This window comes from candidate division WOR-3 bacterium (assembly GCA_013177935.1).
Lineage (GTDB): Bacteria > Hydrothermota > Tepidihabitantia > Tepidihabitantales > Tepidihabitantaceae > Tepidihabitans.
The window spans coordinates 500,151-517,697 of the sequence record JABLXZ010000001.1; the positions used below are offsets into that span (position 1 = coordinate 500,151).

Here is a 17,547-nt window from a genome sequence, read left to right on the forward strand (position 1 = left end):
ATGAAGAAATATTGCGCCATCATCCTGCTCGGAATAACAATTTGTGTTGGGGCTAAAACGACTTTTCCAGAACTGGACAGTATCTACTTCTACTACGCAGAACAGGATTACGATAAAGCGTATACACTGCTGACAAAACTCAGCGGTCAAAAGTTAACTCCACAGCAGCATTTTGCCCTGATGCTCGAACTCGGCGACTACTACCTTGATAAAACCCACGACTACCATCGTGCCGAATCAATTTACCAGCAACTAATCGAACAGCATCCCAAGCACACCCGATTGCCCGATGTACTATACCGGCTTGCCCTTGCCCAGGAACTACAGGAAAAATTCCTTGACGCCGCCAAAAATTACGAGCAGGTAGCAACAAAACACTTTAAATCAACCTACGGACCGGAGGCACTCGATGCGATTGAACGTTGCTTCCGGAAGAATTACCAGGAACGCGTTGCTTATGTCAATGGTTTCCCGATTACTCGTATTGAACTTGATGACCGGATCAGTCGCAACCCCTCGCTCTATGAAACCTTCGATAAGAAGATGGCATTACTTGATACGATGATTAACAATCGTCTGCTTTATGAAGCCGCCGTCTCCCAGAGAATGGAGAAAGAACCGATGTTGGTCCACAGTATCACAGATACCCGAAACCGATTGATGTTTCAAACCTGGTACGAGCGTCATGTCACCGGCAAAGCGGAGCCCAGCGAGAAGGAGTTGAAGAAACTCTACAATAAAAATCGTTCAAAGTACACAACACCGGAAAAAGTCCGTGCCTATCAACTTGTCGTCACATCTAAACCCCTTGCCGATTCGCTCCGCGCACTCTTGATTGCTGATGCAACAAAATGGGATACCCTCGTAAAACTTTATTCAATTGCACCGGATAAAGAAAAAGCGGGCGACCTGGGATTTTTTACTCGTGGTGTTCAACAAAAGGAGATTGAACAAATCGCTTTCAAACTCAAACCGGGTGAAATCAGCCAGCCATTAGCGCTCAGAGACACTTACTATATAATTCGTGTAACCGAAAAGGAGCCCCGTAAAGTCAAACCCTTCGCTGAAGTAAAAAGCCAGATAGCAGTGGAACTGCGTCAGGACCGTACGAACCGACTTTACGAGCAGGAAATTGACCGCTTGAAAAAAAACAGCCACATTGTTCAGGATAGCCTCGCAATTGAGCAGAACAAAGAAACATTAGCGGTAATCAATGGTGTACCGATAACCCGGGAACATCTTGAACAACGCCTCAACGCTATTCCGCCCTTCTTCCGGGGGCAGTTTGAAACACCCGAAGGCAAACGCCGCATCCTTGACCAATTAATTGTGGAAAAACTGCTGCTCCGGGAATGTGAAAAAGAAAAGCTGTGGCTTGCGAACCGTGTGATTGACCAAATTATCAATCGCAAAACCGCTCTGCTCATCGATGCCTATCGCCGTAAACATACAACCGAAAAAATTCAAATCGATTCGCTTACCCTGATGCGGGAGTATCGGGCAACATTGAACGATTTCAAAGAACCCACTCGCGTACGTTGCCGCGAGATAGTTGCCCGCACCAAAGAAAAAGCCGAACAGCTGCGCAAATGGGCCATTTCGGGCCGGATTCCGGAACTGGTCAGCGGAATAGCCTTACTTGTAAATAATGAAGAAAAAGCCCGTGAACTTTCCGGAATACTCGCTCAAACCACGAATACCGATTCAATAACCGCGCTCGGTGCACTTGCCGGTCCCAGTGTTCGCATCCCTGGAACACCCGTCCAGAACATTTCGGGCTACGATGTTGTTGACTTATCCCAACCCAGTCAGCTCGCCGGACCGTTCTCGGCCGCAAGCTTCTACGCTTTTGCCTTCACCGACATCTCCCGTCAGGATAAACTTTATGAGCCGTTCCTCATTACCGTTACCAACACTGAGCAGCTGCAATCCCTCTTGAAGGAAAATCGCCCACCGTTCACGCTTGGAATCATCGACTCCACCCGTTTGGGTACTTATGTTCGACTTACCAATCCGCTTCCAACCCGGTTTGTTAATGAACTCTTCACACTGGAAACAGGTAGTGTTTCTCCTATTTATAAAACTGCTAACGGTTACCTAATTGCTAAAGTAACGAAAAAAGACACCGCTCAGAAAGCGGACTTCGTAGAGCTTATTCGCCGCTTCTCAACCTCGGGTAGTAAATGGGCGGGTGGCGAAATTTCCCTTACCCGCGATGACAAATCCCGGGATAAAAGAGTCGTTGATGCTGCCTACTCTCTTAATAAAGGAGCCTACTCGTCCGTTATACGGCTGAACGACACCACCTACACATTTATTAAAGTGGAAGAAAAGAAGCCGGCTTATACCCGTCCCTTCTCTGAGGTGCGCAGCAAAATAGAAAACAAACTCCGGCGCCAACAGGAAAAAGAACTCTACGAGCAACTACTTAAAGAACTACGCGCAAAGGCTAAAATCGAAATCTTAATGAAAAAGGAAGATTTCGAACCTGTAGAACCAACTACGCCATCGGAACAACAGAATAAATAAATAACCCCGAACATTAAGGCGGGGTAACAATCGCTGGTTACCCCGCCTTTTATTCTCAGTTAAACTCCAGAACTTTTATGCCAATCTTTTTTACTAAACTCAACACCTCTGCCTGACGACTCAACTCCCCTTCCGCAAGTTTCAAATGCAGGGCATTGGCGGGAAATTCACCAAAAGTAGCATCAACTGGTATCCAGCGGTCAAGATAAACTTCATTCCAGGCATGGTAATAAAATGCACCATCGAGATAAACTAAACCAACGACAACCTTTGTTGGAATACTGGCGGCTCGAGCGAGAGCGGCGTAAAGCACCGAATGCTCATTACAATCACCTTTGAGACTTTTCAGAACATCTAAAGCATTAGGCAGCGAAGCAACCGCTTCTTTCTTTAAAGTTCGGTGCACCCAATACAAAATGCGTTCCGCGGCAATCGCGGCATCATCTGTTCCGGCGATAATCTCGATCGCCTTTCTCTTAATCGGTTCGGCATCAGCCTGAACCGAAACCGTTGGTTTAAGATACTCTGTCTCCGCCTTAACCGGTAGTCTTACACCCTGTGCATTGGAGGGAATTACAATCTCCAGACGCAATGGATTTTTTGTTACTACCCGTTGATAAGTGCCGTTAAGTTCAAACTCTGCTGTATCGAGCCCGGTAACCTCCAGTACAACCCTTTTTACTCCTGCTGGCTGACGAATCACCGTATCTACCGGCACCGCAAAAAGTCGCAGTAAATCAACAGGATAACCGGATTCGCCAGATAACGCCTCTTTCTCTGTAACCCGGTAAGAGTTCAACCCCATTGGAGACTCTTCCTTAACCGTCATGCCATTCCTATCCAACCAGGTAGTAACCTCAGTTTTTGCCCTTTTTACTCTCACCTTTAATACCGGAATCTCCTCGCCATTTGATTTTAGAATCTCGTATCCCAAAACGGTAACAATTGCTGGTAATGTATCCATTACTGTGCCATCAAAAGTCAAATAATTCAATGTCGTACCCGAGTCAGGCTTTGCCTCAACAATTACCCGTCCGAGGGCTTCAATTGGATAAAGTTGTCGGCTCAGTTTAACTCGCTGACCCTCTCTCGTTCCTTCACCACTCAATATCAACCAGCCATCTTTGACCGTTCCGGCGGCTTTAAATGCGCCGTCTTGGGAACCCAGTTCAAATTGGAACGAGCGCATGGTCCAATCGGTATTGGTAATGACCTGAGAACGGACCCTTACCTGCTGGACTTTACCCAGCATACTTATGGTCATTCTCATAATGTTGTCGAATCTATACCCGTCTGTAATCTGCACACATTTCGTCACAGCCCAACCCACTTTTTTGCCCATAAGATATGTTGCCAGCCAGACACCGTTTGAATCGCTACCCGCATTTGTAAGAGCTATATATTTTCTATCCGCCTTACCACCACAGGCAAGAATTAAAGCAAAAAATAAGACCAAAATTCTTTTCTTCATTGCTTAAACTTAACAAGTATTCGATTAATGTCAACAGGTTCTGGTATTGACTTTACCATTTAGTTATTTTACAATTTCCTGCGCCGAAGTGGCGGAAATGGCAGACGCAGCGGACTCAAAATCCGCCGCCCAGCGATGGGCTTGTGGGTTCGACTCCCACCTTCGGCATTCACTGTTTAAAAACTGGAAAAGTTGCCAAGACTGGGCGGTGGTCTGAAATCAAACGCAGATAATCAACTATCTCATCATCAAGTCGCACCGTAGATGTTCTGCCCCCAGCATATTCGGTCAGCGCATCACTCGTCACAAGGATATGGTCGAAAAGCACTCCGGAAGTAACAAGCGACCCATAAAACTCATTTCCTGCTAAAGGCAGTGTCAAAAAACGGTAATCAATTGTATCGACAAGAAACGGCAGAAATACATTTTCTCCTTCCGGTTTAATCAGTTCATCATTCCAGTCACCCGCAACCACAAAATCCTGCTCCCCGCCCCGCGCCCGCTCATTGTCAACGTATTTCTTTAACAACCGACAGGCACCGGCGCGTTTTGCCCGATCAGAAACAGTTGACCCGGCTTTAAGGTGCAACACAATCAGCCTGAAATCAAATGTTCCGCCGTTACTCGAGGCCCTAATCATCATCTCCAGCGGCGGCCGGGGAAAAGAGTCGTTATTCCAGAAAATCTGATGTACTTCACTAACCTGAACTATTTCGCTTTTGTATATCACACCGGTCTTCTGGTAAAACGAACCATAATCATCACGCGAATAAAGTCCACAATAACGAGGCAAACCGTTTAGAAGTTGTATAAAGGCGGTCGTATCTTCAATCTCCTGGATACAAAACAAATCAACATCCAGCCGGTCAATCAGCGTTTGCAGCAGCAACAGAGTCGAATCTCCTTTTTTGGGAAAATTTTGTATATTCCAGGTGACAAGCTCCAGCGTCGTATCGGTACCTAAAGATGGCACTGCTCCGGGAAATTCAATTTTGAAAGGTGCAAACGCCACAATTGAACGCGCTCCGGAATCGTCAATTGCCCGAAGAGAAAAAAGGTGATTGCCCCACGAGAGGTTGTAAAGTGTAACCCCATTTGATTCGGTGAATGTGTCGGGTGTTGAATCATTCAAACCATAAAAAAAGCCGATAATCCTGCCATCAACATCATTCCCCTGCCACTCGAATCGAGCAGAATCGGCATCGGTGATTATGCTGGGCTTTAGAGTAAACACTACTGTCGGCCCTTTATTACCCGTATCTAACGGTTTAATACAACTTAGAAAAATTATCAGTCCCAAGAACCACTTATTCATTTTCATTGAATTAGCTTATCCTTATCAAACGCTTTGTCCAGAAGATGTCTACCCTGCTGGAGTTAACAATCGCCGATTTAGATGTACATCGTATGCTTGACTCCATTTAAAATAAAAGTTATAATCAGCAAATAAAAGCAGACTGACATTTGTAATATAACGTAGAAAAAGGAGAAACAAAGAAAGCGATGAACAATAAAGAAGTTGCCAATCTTATTGCCCAGATAGCGCGAATTAGAAATGTTGATATTACATACGTTTGCGAGATCCTGCGAATGAGCATCGTTGCCGGATTGAAGCGCCGTTTTGGGCCCAACACCGAAGCTGAAGTCACGATCAACCCGGAACAGGGCGAAATCAGGGTGTTTTTAACCAAAAAGGTTGTGGAACGAGTTAACAACCCGGGCCAGGAAATAAATCTGGAAGAAGCCAAAACAGCAAACCCTGCCGCCAGTATTGGTGATGTCGTCCGAGTAGAAATGCCGCTTGATGAACTGGGTCGGATTGCAATTCGGAAGGCATCCGATGAATTGATGCTCAAACTCCGCGAGGCAGAACGCGACCGCCTCTACGAAGAATACAGTCGCAAAAAAGGCGAAATCGTCACCGGTACCATTCAAAGAATAGGCGAACGAGAAATCATTGTTAACCTTGGGCTGATCGAAGCCACTCTTCTCAATCGTGACCAGTTGAAAACCGACCATTACCGTCAAGGATTACCCATCAAAGCCTATGTCTACAAAGTAGAGAAAACACCTATTGGTCCCCGGGTTTATCTCTCACGAACCCATCCTGAATTTCTTCGAAAACTCCTGGCACGCGAAGTCCCTGAAATTAAAGAAGGGGTCGTTGAAATAAAAGCTATCGCCCGGGCTCCTGGTTCTCGTTCTAAAGTCGCGGTCGCATCGCTTGATGATAAAATTGACCCGATTGGTGCCTGTGTCGGCTATCGGAAATCGCGTATTGAAAATATCATCAAGGAGTTATCAGGCGAGAAAATCGACATTATCCAGTGGAGCCGGGACACTCAGATTTTTATCGCACGTGCCCTGGGTCCCGCCAAAGTATCAGAGATAATTCGCGAGGGTGACACTTATATCGTTGTTGTACCTGATGCCGAGTTCTCCATCGCCATTGGCAAAAAAGGTCAGAATGTCTGGCTCGCCAGCCTCCTTACTAACACCAAGATCGAAGTGCTAAAAGAAAGTGATTACCGCAATCGGCAAATTATGAGCCGAGCCACAAAGGTTGCTATAAACGAACTCGGCTTTCCCGAAGAGCTCCTGACAAAGTTACAGGGAGCCGGTTTAAAGACATCTTTTGACTTCCTCAATCTTCCCACCGAGGAATTGGTTCGCATAACCCAATTGACTGATACAGAGATAAACGCTCTTAAAGAGCAGGCCCGCGAGAAGGTATGGTCAAGTTAAAAGTATTTGAGGCCGCCAAGCAGCTGAACCTCTCCAGCGAAGCGCTGCTGGCACTCCTCAAAGAACTAAACTTGCCGCCCCGTGGCTATACTTCTTACATTACCGAAGATGAATTTGAGGCGGTCAAACAAAAACTGCGGAAAGAAAAACACCAGTTCAAAGAATCCATCCGTCGCCGGAAGCCTTCCGAAACATCAGCCCTAAACACAAAAAAAATCGACGAAAAAGAAATCAATCAAAACATTAAGCAAACTCTGATAAAAGTCCAAGGCCGCGATAAAAAGAAGCGAAAAACTACCCGGGAGGAACTAAAATGTCAACCGAGCGAACCAAAAACATCTACCGCGGTTAAGGTTACTCCCTATATGACCGTCACCGAACTGGCGCACGCCTTCAACATCCCGGTTTCGGAGATTATTAAAAAGTGCTTAGCCATCGGATTACGCGCTACCGTTAATCACCGCCTCGACCTCGACACGATTATGTTGATTGCCGACGAATTCAAAATCCCAGTTCAACAAGAGGAAGAAATCGAAAAACCAATAGAACGGTGTGATTTTCGACCTCGCCCGCCCGTGGTTGTTGTTATGGGGCATGTTGACCACGGGAAAACCGCACTGCTTGATTACATCCGAAAAACAAAAGTTGCCGAGCAAGAAGTCGGCAGAATAACCCAGCACATTGGGGCGTATGTTGCTCACTACGGAGACAAACAAATTGTATTTTTGGATACACCGGGCCACGAAGCGTTCACTGCAATGCGGGCGCGCGGCGCCCAGGTTACTGACATTGCTGTCCTCGTCGTTGCAGCTGATGAAGGCATTATGCCCCAGACTCTTGAAGCCCTTGACCATGCTCGGGCGGCCGGTGTTCCAATTATTGTCGCCATAACTAAATGTGACCTGCCGACGGCAAATCCAGACCGGGTAAAAAGTCAACTCGCCAACTATAATGTAAGGGTGGAAGAGTACGGCGGTCATACAGTATGCATCGAAACCTCATCAGTGACCGGTCAGGGAATTGAGGCATTACTTGACGCAATCGCAGTGGTCAGCCTGGAAATGAATCTTCAGGCGCCCTACGATGGACCGGCACGTGGCGTAGTGATTGAAGCCCGGGTTGACCGTGGTCGTGGTAACATTGCCACCGTCTTGATACAGGAAGGCACATTAAAACGCGGTGACCCATTTGTTGCCGGCGAGCACTATGGAAGAGTTCGCGATATGCTTAACGAAGCATTTATCTCCCAGGAATGTGCCACACCGTCCATCCCCGTACAGGTTCTTGGATTTTCGGGATTACCTCAAGCCGGTGACCGCTTTGAGGTTGTCGAGGATGAACGTACCGCCCGTGAAATTGCCCGGCGTCGCCTGCTGGCAAAACGGGACCGCATCATTGCCGCCAGTAAACCTAAGGTGTCCCTCGAGGCACTTCAGGACCAGATTGCCAAAGGTCAGGTCAAAGAGTTAAAAATTGTCCTTAAGACCGATGTATCTGGCTCCGCTGAGGCGCTCAAAGATGCCCTCGAAGGCTTATCACTGGACGAAGTAAAAGTAAAAGTCATCCACTCTGGCGTGGGACCCATAACCCAGAACGATGTCCTTTTAGCCCAGGCATCTGAAGCAATCGTCATTGGTTTCAATGTGCGACCCCTCGCTGATGCCCGCCAATTTGCCGAGCGGGAAGGGGTCGAAATTCGCACCTATCGGATAATTTATGCGGCAATCGATGATGTCCGGGCAGCAATGTTGGGTATGCTCGAACCGGAACAGAAAGAGGTAGTATTAGGTAGAGCCGAAGTTCGGCAGATATTCTCCGCACCGCGTATCGGCTTAATTGCCGGCTCATTCGTAACCGAAGGTAAGGTGGTGCGCGGTGCTCTGGTTCGGGTCATCCGTCAGAATAAAACAATTTTTTCCAGCGAAGTGGTTTCGCTACGGCGTTTCAAAGATGATGTCAAGGAGGTTGCCACCGGCTATGAATGTGGTATTGGTATCAAAGATGCTACCGACCTCCAGGAAGGCGATATTCTCGAATTTTACCAAATCGAAGAAGTGAAGCGCGGGGCGAGCGCCTCGAATGAACGGTAAAGGACCGCTCAGAACAGTTAACAGATGAGTGTTGGTTTACTACTTGTTGACTGCTTTCTGGGAAACAGTTTTTCTCTAAAAGAAAAGCGGCGCGTACTGTCCAGCCTAACCGCCCACCTCCGTCGCTACTACAATATCGCGCTGTGTGAGGTTGAATACCAGAACCAGTGGCAGCGTGCTAAGTTAGCAATTGTTTTCGTTAATACCGATTGGCAAATGGTGCTTCAGAATGCGCAAAAAATCGTCGCGCAGATTGAACAGGATGGCCGGGTCAGTGTATTGAACTCGGAAATGACGCGACTTCGTTAACGCAAAAACAACAAAACTGCAAGCCCAACGAACCAGCAGTAAATTCCAAACAAAAAGAACCAGCGACCCAGCACCAATCGCCGCAGCAACAAAATCATGAAAAAACCTGCCACACCAGCAGTAATAATCCCAAGCATAACCGGTCCAAGGGCAATAACCGTAAAGTCAAAATGGAGCAGTTCAAAAACCGCCGCCCCCACTGTAATCGGTATTGCCAGAAGGAATGAAAATTCAAATGCTTCATACCGCCTAATGCCTAACAGTAATGCCAGCCCGATTGTTGTTCCCGAACGCGAAATTGCCGGCAATAGCGCCGTTGCTTGAATCGTCCCGATTAGCAGCGCTTCTCCCCAGTTAATAGATTTATCCCGGTTGGGCGCAAATCGTGTTGCCAAAAGCAAAAGCCCGTTGAGGCAGAAAAAACAACCAATTGCCTTGGAACTGGTAAAAATGTTTTCAACAAATTCACCAAATAGCAGACCGGCAATAACCGCCGGCAAAGAGCTTACAAGCACCATAAATACCAGCTTCTGATTCTGACTGCGCTGCGCTGGCTCGATTGCAAACAACCCCCGGATGACATTTAATAGTTTCGGGGCAAAGAATACAATGAGCGCGACCGCTGTACCAAGGTGAAGTGCCGCGGTCAAATTAACCCTGATGTGTTCTGGAATGCTCCACAGATACTGCAAAACCGCTAAATGGCCATCGCTCGAAACCGGCAGGATTTCCGTAACCCCTTGCACTAAACCAAGCACAAAGCTTTCTAACCACCCCATCTAAAAACCGGCTCCAAAGCTAAAATGAACCTTACCCTGCCCGATACTTTTCCCCCAGCCCAACCCGTAATCAAGTCCCACAACGCCAACCTTTGTCTGCCACCTTCCGCCCAAACCGTACCCAGCAATCCCTTGATAACCGCCCATCAAATTTTGAAAAACCCCGGCGTCAAAAAAAAATTGCACCCGGGTCCACGCTGAAAAGTTGTACCTTAACTCACAATTCCACCAGCCAGTTTTAGGAGTAACATAGGCACCATCGCGATATCCGCGAACGCTTAAAATCCCACCCACCTGGTAAAGCTCGGGAACACTCAAATCGTAACGAGCAAATGCGGTTCGAGCCGCAAAATGGTTGACAAGTACAAAATTACCCACAAGCGGAACAGCAGGCTCAAAATCTAACTCTAACTTCGTTATTACATCCTCTTTTTCTCCACTCCTCCGTTGACCAGCGCGGCTAAAAAGCCTTGCCCAGAAGCCGCTTCGGGTATTAACAACCCGTTCCCGGTAGTCAACAATCAAACCGCTTCCCAGCCAGCGGGTCGTATTACTCTCTATCCCTGCTATTCGGTCAAACCCTGCCCCAACACTGAAACTTGTGTTCCCGGTAGTATATGTCCCGGTAACAGATAATGTAGTAAATGAGTAACTGGTGTCAAGGACATTATGTTCAACACTGCCCTGCAGTTCAACCGGTAAACGGAAAATCCATGGTTCCGAATAATTCAAACTGTAATAACTAAATCCGCGGAACGAACGCCATTCTCCCTCAACCTTTCTTCCTGAGTTCATCAAATTTAAAAGCCGCAACTTTACCCATCCCGTCCAGTACCGTTCTTCAGACAGATAGCCTGCGCTACCGAAAACCTCACCGCTACGGTAAGCAGAAATCCAGTAACGCACCCCGTAATCACCTTCGCGTCTCATTACAATATCCTGACTATCAACTACCACCCACCCGCTCTTTTCTAAACCCCGGCGCCAATTAACAACAACCCGCAAAGAGTAGGGCACATATTGTCTAAATCCGGTATACCGAATCAGTAATGAATCAGAATTTGGGTACTTACCGCCAAAAGTTATAAATTTTACTATTACTCTTGGACCGGTATCCACCGAAATGATGGGAAAAAGAAAACCAGCAGTTTCGCCAATGCCAGCAACACTTACCGATGCCCAGGGAAAACCAGCGTCACGATAAGCCTTTGCTATTTTCTCTTCCAGTTTATTTATCACCCTGGCAGTTATAACCGTGCCTCGGGAAGGCAGACCAGCCAGCGGTACGGGAATAACTTTGGACACGCCTTCAAAAGACCAGCCACCTAATCGCGCCCTCATAACATTATCAACCAGATATGTTACCGCCACCCCATTTTCATTTATGGCGGTTTCTACGGTTACTTGACGTGGCCAGAAACCCCGGTCAAACAACTGCCGTCGGATATGCTCCTTGCCGGCTTCAATTATTTCACTATTAACGCTATCCCCCACCTTAAAACCGGGTGAAATACCCCGGGGTAATCCTTTACCCTTGATTGAAAAAGAAACTACCCGCTGACTAATTCCCAAAACTGAATTTCCACTCAGCAATCTGAGGATAAAAAACAGTAATAAACTGCGCCTAACTGATAAATAAGTACTGACGCCAATCCTCCGGAATATCTCCCAGCGCATTCAAAGCAAATGTCACATAATGCGGCGCCTTGGGCTTACGGCGTAACTTCATATTTGCCTGTGCCGGGGTACGGCTGCCTTTTCGGGCATTACATTGAGGACAGGCGCAAACCATATTTTCCCAGGAATCGGTACCGCCCAATGCTTTCGGAATCACATGGTCCGCAGTCATCACAGGTCCGCGTGCACCGCAGTACTGACAGGTGTTATTATCACGGCGCAAGATGTTTCGTTTCGTTAAAGGAACTTCCCGGCGTTTAACCCGCACATAATAGTTCAACCGCAAAACGCTCGGCAGGGGAAAACTCATATTAACCGTATGTAACTCGAGACCAGAAGTCTCAACCGGTTCCGCTTTTCTGGTCAGAACCAGAACCAGTGCCCTTCTTGTCCGGCAAACCGAAATCGGCTCGTAATTTTGATTCAAAAGCAAAACCGGACGATTTAGCATCTCATCTTTTAAAACCTACCGGACAAACAACTCTTTGTCAATAGAATTGATACTCTTGTCGATATAGTCAATCTGCGCCCGGGCGTAACTGGCTAAAGTTGAGTCGTTAAGTGCCTTCTGGTAATAGCCCCGTGCTTCTTCGTATAACGCTTTAGCCGCACGCAGATTGGCGGTTGATGTCTGAGCAAGATTGGTGCCTCGCTTCACATCCGCCTGTTTGCGACGATTGTCTCCCAGGTCAACATATGCCTGCAATAAATTCGGGTCCAGTGCCAGCGCCCGTCGCAGATTAGCATCGGAAGCCCCATAATTACCCTGCTCACTCAACGCCTCTCCCTTGTAGAGATAGGCAACCGCAAGCGTCGAATCACTGGCAATCACCTCATCAAACTTCTTTATCGCCTCCTTCATCTTGCCCTGACGCGCAAGAATTACCCCCTGCCGCAACTTCGCCTGATAATTCGTGGGTTCAATTGTCAAAATCGTGTCAATCTGTGCCAGCGCCCCTTTATAATCCTTCAACTCAACCATCGCATCAACCAGTTTCGCGCGCAAACTTGTTACCTGAGGAAACCGCGCTGCCAGCGGTTTCAAAGCCTCCACCGCCTCGCGATACCGTCCAACTTTATAGAGAAACTCGCCCCAGAGCCGTTGCACCGCCAGATCATCAGGAAAACGCTTCAATGCGATTCGATAAACTGAATCGGCTTGGGACATCATCCCTTTACGCACATAAATATCGGCAACACCATTGTACAAATCGGCAAGACTTGAATCCTGTGCCAGCCCTTCTTGATAAACCCCCAGCGCATCATCGACCCTGCCCATTTCCAGATACATATCACCCAGCGCCTCATAAGCCTTTGCCTTCTTAGGGTCAATTTTCATCGCCTTGCGATAGTACTCCTCTGCCTGACCCGCATCCCGTTTTTTACGCCAGATATTACCAATCGCAATGTACGGGTCGTAATAAAGCGAATCGTACGCCAGTGCCTGCTCAAAATTCTTGAGCGCCGATTCAAAATCACCCTGTTGATAATAACCAGCGCCGATACTGTAACTTTGTTGTGCCGAATCGCGCCGCGCCTGCAACTGCTCCCCGGAAAATTTTGTAACTGTCTGCGTTGGGGTACATCCAGTGCTAAATACACCGCCGATAAAAATCGCCACAATTACAAAAAACAAGACCCTTTTCATCTACTGCTCCTTTTCTTAAATACAGACAAAAACTTTCTCCTTCAACCTATGGAGCCGACGGGATTCGAACCCGTGACCTTTTGACTGCCAGTCAAACGCGCTCCCAACTGCGCCACGGCCCCAGAATTAAAACCGCTATGTATAGACTCCAAACCGTTCAATCAAACTTTATTAAGTTTTACTCAATTTCCATCAAAAGTCAAGGTAATTATCAGGTGTATCCAAATCTATTAGTATACGGAGAAGTAATTAGAACCGATCAGGTAAAAAGTTCTTTGCCTAATCAGCCGATTTAACGCACAATCACTACTCTGGAAGCAACCCCCTTATCAGTCCGCACAAAATAAACTCCAGGAGTCAATCCCCGTACATCATTTTCCCCGGGTACCAGTACCATAATCTCTCTGCCCATCGCATCTATCAGCACGCTTTTGCTTTGACATCCACTCTGGAATTGTGAAAGACGCAGCACATTCTTGATTATAGTAGCATCAAGCATTGAAGATAGATTCTCATGGGCAGCGTATTCTTCTACTCCAGGAATTGGATTCATCTTTCCCCAGATACGGTAGGTGTTGTACACCTTGCCTGCCACCGTTCCTGTCCAGCTGATATATACAAGAAAAAGCTGGCTTCCGTGTCCGTGTGCCAGCACCGGGGACAGTTGATACCCTTCCTGAATAACAACCGGCACCGATGGAAAAACCATTCCATTAGGCGTCACCCGCGCACCGTGCAACTCTTGGAGGGTACCGGGACCCTGCCACACCACAAGGTAATTTGTACCGTCAAATGAAACATCAGGAAACCCTTCATCAACGGTATCGGTCGAAATGGCAATACCACCGGGGTCAAGTACAACCCCTGCCGGCGTCACCCGCGCACCAAAGATATCATCACTTCTGGCACGGTGGCTACACCACACCACAAGATAGTTTGTGCCGTCAAACGCTACCGCAGGGGACTCTTCCTCAACCAAGGGGGCACCAATTGCGATACCTTGCGGGTCAAGCACAACCCCTTCTGGCGTCACCCGCGCACCATAAATGTCGTTACTGTAAGGGCCATTCTCAGTCCAGACCACAAGATAGTTGGTGCCGTCAAACGCTACTGCTGTTCCACCACAATAGTAGTCAGCGGTCGTTGCGATGGTGATACCATTTGGGTCAAGCACAACCCCTTCCGGCGTCACCCGCGCACCGTAAATGTAAGAAACGCCGCTGCTACAATAAACCTGCCATACCACAAGATAGTTTGTGCCGTCAAAGGCAACTGCCGGAGTACCCACAGAATCCGGTGAGGTTGAAATTTGGATACCATTAGGGTCCAGCACAACCCCTTCCGGCGTAACCCGCGCACCGTAGATGTCCGCCTCACCGCTACGACAATCCGTCCATACCACAAGATAGTTTTTACCGTCATAACCAGACGCCGGACTACCCTGCCAATAGGGTGCTGTGGTAATGGGCAAACCATCAGGGTCAAGTACAACACCATCCTCGGTCACCAGCGTACCGTAAATGTCGCCACCGCTGCTGCGGTCATCCTGCCACGCCACAAGAAAGTTTGTACCTCCGAATGAGACCGTCGGTGCCCACTGAGGATGAGCAGCGCCTGACACAACGACACCCCAGGGGTCAAGGACAACCCCTTCCGGCGTCACCCGAGCGCTATAGATGTGTGAGCGATTGTAGATGTGTGAGCCATTGCGCTCGTCCTGCCACACCACAACCCAGTTTGTGCCATCAAAGGCAACTGCCGGACTCTTCTGATTATCTGCCGCAGACGAAATGGCAATGCCCTGCGGGTCAAGGACAAGGCCATCACGCGTTACCCGCGTACCGTAAATGTCATAGTAATAGTAGATGGGACTGAGCTGGTCTGCCCATACCACAAGATAGTTTGTGCCGTCAAACGCTACCGCAGGATTGATTTGATGTCCTCCCCGCGTTGTGATTGGAATACTATTAGTATCAAGCACGGCGCCTTCGGGTGTCACCCGCGCGCCATAAATGTCTGCGTTAACCGAGCTCCTGCGATATTCCTGCCATACCACTAAAAAGTTTTTGCCGTCAAAGGCACAGGCAGGTTCCAGTTGGGCGTAGGGAACGGTCGAAATGGGAATACCGCTGGTATCAAGCACCGCACCTTCCGGTGTCACCCGCGTGCCGTAGATTTGAGGGAGACCGTTGCGAAAATCCGCCCACACAACAAAGTAATTCCTTCCGTCAAAGGCAATTGAAGGGGTCCCCTGCCAATTCGGTGCGGTTGAGATTGGGATACCAGCAGGGTCAAGTACAACCCCTTCTGGCGTCACCCGCGCACCATAGATATCAGATATACCGAAACGCGGGTCTGCCCACACCACAAGATAGTTTGTGCCATCAAACGCAACCGCTGGAGCCTTCTGCGAATCCGGTGCTGTACATATTGGGAAACCTGCAGAATCAAGCACAACACCATCACACGTCACCCGTGCCCCATAAATGTCAGCCCAGCCTGCATGCCGACCATCCTCCCACACCACAAGATAGTTTGTGCCATCAAACGCAACCGCAGGATAATACAACCAGTGTCTTGCAATCGACAATATCTCAAAACTCTGCGGGTCAAGTAATGTGCCCGATGGTGATAGCCGAGCACCAAAAATGTCAGGCCAGTAAGAGTAAAACGATTTGCGCGAGTCCATCCATACCACAAGAGAGTTTGTACCATCCGATGCAATGGCTGGGGCCAATTCATAAAACGGTAGGAGTGCACGGGTAATGCTGGTATCAAGAAGGAACTCAGGCTCATCAAATGGCGGACAATGTTTATTCGCCAATCGCTGAAGGTTATGGCAACCCCCTGGCACAACAGGACCGGGTTCAAAACAATGGCCTGTCTGGCAAACTGCGGTACTGACAAAAATTACCGCAATAAGGACTACCTTTATCCACATCACTCCTCCCCTCTAATTTTCATAATCGCATTCACCGAATAACCACCACCCTCTTAACGCACCTTTGCCCGATTCGCACAAAATATACCCCGGGGCTCAGACCGTGTACTTCATTCATACCTGGTTTCAAATTAAGAACCTTCCTGCCGGCAATATCAAGCAGGGAAACAGGGTCATTTTTATCAGCTATTGACAGATATAATACATTATGCACCATTGTCGGTAAAATGTCGGTTTTTTGCCAAGCGTAATTGTCATCAACCACGCCCGGAACCCCTTCTACGAAACCGAGCGAGTCGGTTTTTATCAATAGATTGCCACAATTTTCTTCATTGCCGAATACCAAAAATCCGCCATCTCTCGTAGTTATTACCCGATGTCCAGCACCGCTCAATTCGGGCAACCCTGAATAGGAGTATCGCCGACACCAAACCGAGTCACCATTGGCATTCAATTTCAGAAGTGTAATTTTATATCTCGATATGCGTCCTGCTTCACCAACTAGTACAAAACCACCGTCAGGGGCTGCGGTTCCACTCCGAAAGTACACAAAATCGGTGGTATCAAGACCGTTCCGACGCATGGCAATTATAGTCCTCATTTTTTCTCCTGATGGGCTGAACACCTTAACATAGCCACACGAGGTGTCAACCCAAATCCTCTCCCTACCGGCTATTGCAATATTGCCGTCCGGAGTAAGCGAAACAGCCGGAGGGCATTCAAGTTCACCAAACTCGGTATCTATCACCGCCCAGCGCAAATTACCAATTGAGTCAATCCTCATTACAAGTAAAAAGACAGAGTCGACTACGACATTTTTGATGCTTCCGGCAACAACGCAACCATTATCGGGCATTAACACCATTGTGCTGGCTTCGGTCACTAACTCCGGGTCTGGTTTCGGGTTGTAGACGCGAAGCCATTTCACATTCCCATTCCGGTCAAGTCTGACAACACCGATATTCCGCCCGGGTAAGGTGTCCGTGGTAAAGGTGCCGACTGCCAAACATCCGCTGTCCATAGTTGGCTTGATATCAGCAAAATAGTCTATTCCTGGACCAGCATATTGATAACTCCAGAGGGCGGCGCGGCCATTTGACTTTACCTTCATTAAAAAGGCATCAACTATTGCATTTGTATCGCACGTCCGCCCGCCAACATAAAAGTGCCCATCATACCCCTCAGCCGGAGCTGTGATAGGCTCTATATAAGGCACCGGATACACATATCGCCACTCCTCAAACCCTAAGGAGTCAACTTTTAATAAACCAATATAAGAACGATAGCCGAGACCATCCCAAATGCGCCTCCAATGATTTAACGCATAACCACCATCTTGCGTCTGGACAACGTTATTA

The 17,547-nt window shown here is 48.0% G+C and carries 12 protein-coding genes and 2 tRNA genes; 5 read left to right on the forward strand and 9 right to left on the reverse strand.

All coding sequences use genetic code 11. The annotated features are described in order from the left end of the window. Window positions 1-2,529, forward strand: a complete 2,529-nt coding sequence (locus HPY86_02390) for a hypothetical protein (GenBank protein ID NPV13765.1) — start codon at window positions 1-3, stop codon at window positions 2,527-2,529. A 55-nt stretch (window positions 2,530-2,584) separates the two neighbouring features. Here the strand turns inward: HPY86_02390 and HPY86_02395 are convergent, their stop codons facing one another. After that, entirely contained in the window at window positions 2,585-4,000 is a 1,416-nt protein-coding gene (locus tag HPY86_02395) for a transglutaminase domain-containing protein (GenBank protein NPV13766.1), read from the reverse strand. Between the two features lie 82 nt (window positions 4,001-4,082). Between HPY86_02395 and HPY86_02400 the strand changes: the two genes are divergently transcribed. Next, window positions 4,083-4,168 (forward strand) — tRNA-Leu (locus HPY86_02400). A 1-nt stretch (window position 4,169) separates the two neighbouring features. On the opposite strand, the gene HPY86_02405 is transcribed toward HPY86_02400, so the two are convergent. Next, window positions 4,170-5,321: a hypothetical protein gene (locus tag HPY86_02405; GenBank protein ID NPV13767.1), complete on the reverse strand. Its 1,152-nt coding sequence runs from the start codon at window positions 5,319-5,321 to the stop codon at window positions 4,170-4,172. A gap of 182 nt (window positions 5,322-5,503) precedes the next feature. On the opposite strand from HPY86_02405, the gene nusA reads away from it, so the two are divergent. From nusA to HPY86_02420, 3 genes are read left to right on the forward strand one after another with little or no spacing between them, the layout of a single operon-like run. Next, complete coding sequence (gene nusA, locus HPY86_02410; GenBank protein NPV13768.1) at window positions 5,504-6,745, forward strand: transcription termination factor NusA; 1,242 nt, start codon at window positions 5,504-5,506, stop codon at window positions 6,743-6,745. Next, window positions 6,733-8,835, forward strand: coding sequence for a translation initiation factor IF-2 (infB, locus tag HPY86_02415; protein NPV13769.1), 2,103 nt, complete (start codon window positions 6,733-6,735; stop codon window positions 8,833-8,835). The genes nusA and infB overlap by 13 nt, the downstream gene beginning before the upstream one ends. A gap of 24 nt (window positions 8,836-8,859) precedes the next feature. After that, a complete protein-coding gene (locus HPY86_02420) occupies window positions 8,860-9,144 on the forward strand; it encodes a DUF503 domain-containing protein (protein ID NPV13770.1) in 285 nt (94 codons plus the stop codon). Here HPY86_02420 and HPY86_02425 read toward each other — a convergent pair. The 7 genes from HPY86_02425 to HPY86_02455 all read right to left on the reverse strand — a co-directional run bounded on the left by HPY86_02425 (window position 9,141) and on the right by HPY86_02455 (window position 17,300). Then, the gene (locus HPY86_02425; GenBank protein NPV13771.1) at window positions 9,141-9,923 is read right to left on the reverse strand and encodes an undecaprenyl-diphosphate phosphatase; all 783 of its coding nucleotides are present in this window, start codon (window positions 9,921-9,923) and stop codon (window positions 9,141-9,143) included. The genes HPY86_02420 and HPY86_02425 overlap by 4 nt on opposite strands. Further along, window positions 9,924-11,417, reverse strand: coding sequence for a BamA/TamA family outer membrane protein (locus HPY86_02430; protein ID NPV13772.1), 1,494 nt, complete (start codon window positions 11,415-11,417; stop codon window positions 9,924-9,926). A gap of 130 nt (window positions 11,418-11,547) precedes the next feature. Continuing rightward, complete coding sequence (locus tag HPY86_02435; protein ID NPV13773.1) at window positions 11,548-12,051, reverse strand: HNH endonuclease; 504 nt, start codon at window positions 12,049-12,051, stop codon at window positions 11,548-11,550. A gap of 15 nt (window positions 12,052-12,066) precedes the next feature. After that, entirely contained in the window at window positions 12,067-13,248 is a 1,182-nt protein-coding gene (locus tag HPY86_02440) for a tetratricopeptide repeat protein (GenBank protein NPV13774.1), read from the reverse strand. 49 nt (window positions 13,249-13,297) lie between these two features. After that, a tRNA-Ala gene (locus tag HPY86_02445) sits at window positions 13,298-13,370 on the reverse strand. Window positions 13,371-13,540: 170 nt separating this feature from the next. Next, window positions 13,541-16,189, reverse strand: coding sequence for a hypothetical protein (locus HPY86_02450; GenBank protein NPV13775.1), 2,649 nt, complete (start codon window positions 16,187-16,189; stop codon window positions 13,541-13,543). A gap of 31 nt (window positions 16,190-16,220) precedes the next feature. Beyond that, window positions 16,221-17,300: a T9SS type A sorting domain-containing protein gene (locus tag HPY86_02455; GenBank protein NPV13776.1), complete on the reverse strand. Its 1,080-nt coding sequence runs from the start codon at window positions 17,298-17,300 to the stop codon at window positions 16,221-16,223. Window positions 17,301-17,547 lie beyond the last annotated feature (247 nt).

Bases quoted from the DNA above. Each gene is read 5' to 3' on its own strand.
- HPY86_02390 (NPV13765.1), top strand. From the start codon at position 1: ATGAAGAAATATTGCGCCATCATCCTGCTCGGAATAACAATTTGTGTT.
- HPY86_02395 (NPV13766.1), bottom strand. From the start codon at position 4,000: ATGAAGAAAAGAATTTTGGTCTTATTTTTTGCTTTAATTCTTGCCTGT.
- HPY86_02405 (NPV13767.1), bottom strand. From the start codon at position 5,321: ATGAAAATGAATAAGTGGTTCTTGGGACTGATAATTTTTCTAAGTTGT.
- nusA (NPV13768.1), top strand. From the start codon at position 5,504: ATGAACAATAAAGAAGTTGCCAATCTTATTGCCCAGATAGCGCGAATT.
- infB (NPV13769.1), top strand. From the start codon at position 6,733: ATGGTCAAGTTAAAAGTATTTGAGGCCGCCAAGCAGCTGAACCTCTCC.
- HPY86_02420 (NPV13770.1), top strand. From the start codon at position 8,860: ATGAGTGTTGGTTTACTACTTGTTGACTGCTTTCTGGGAAACAGTTTT.
- HPY86_02425 (NPV13771.1), bottom strand. From the start codon at position 9,923: ATGGGGTGGTTAGAAAGCTTTGTGCTTGGTTTAGTGCAAGGGGTTACG.
- HPY86_02435 (NPV13773.1), bottom strand. From the start codon at position 12,051: ATGCTAAATCGTCCGGTTTTGCTTTTGAATCAAAATTACGAGCCGATT.
- HPY86_02440 (NPV13774.1), bottom strand. From the start codon at position 13,248: ATGAAAAGGGTCTTGTTTTTTGTAATTGTGGCGATTTTTATCGGCGGT.
- HPY86_02450 (NPV13775.1), bottom strand. From the start codon at position 16,189: ATGTGGATAAAGGTAGTCCTTATTGCGGTAATTTTTGTCAGTACCGCA.
- HPY86_02455 (NPV13776.1), bottom strand. From the start codon at position 17,300: ATGAAGGTAAAGTCAAATGGCCGCGCCGCCCTCTGGAGTTATCAATAT.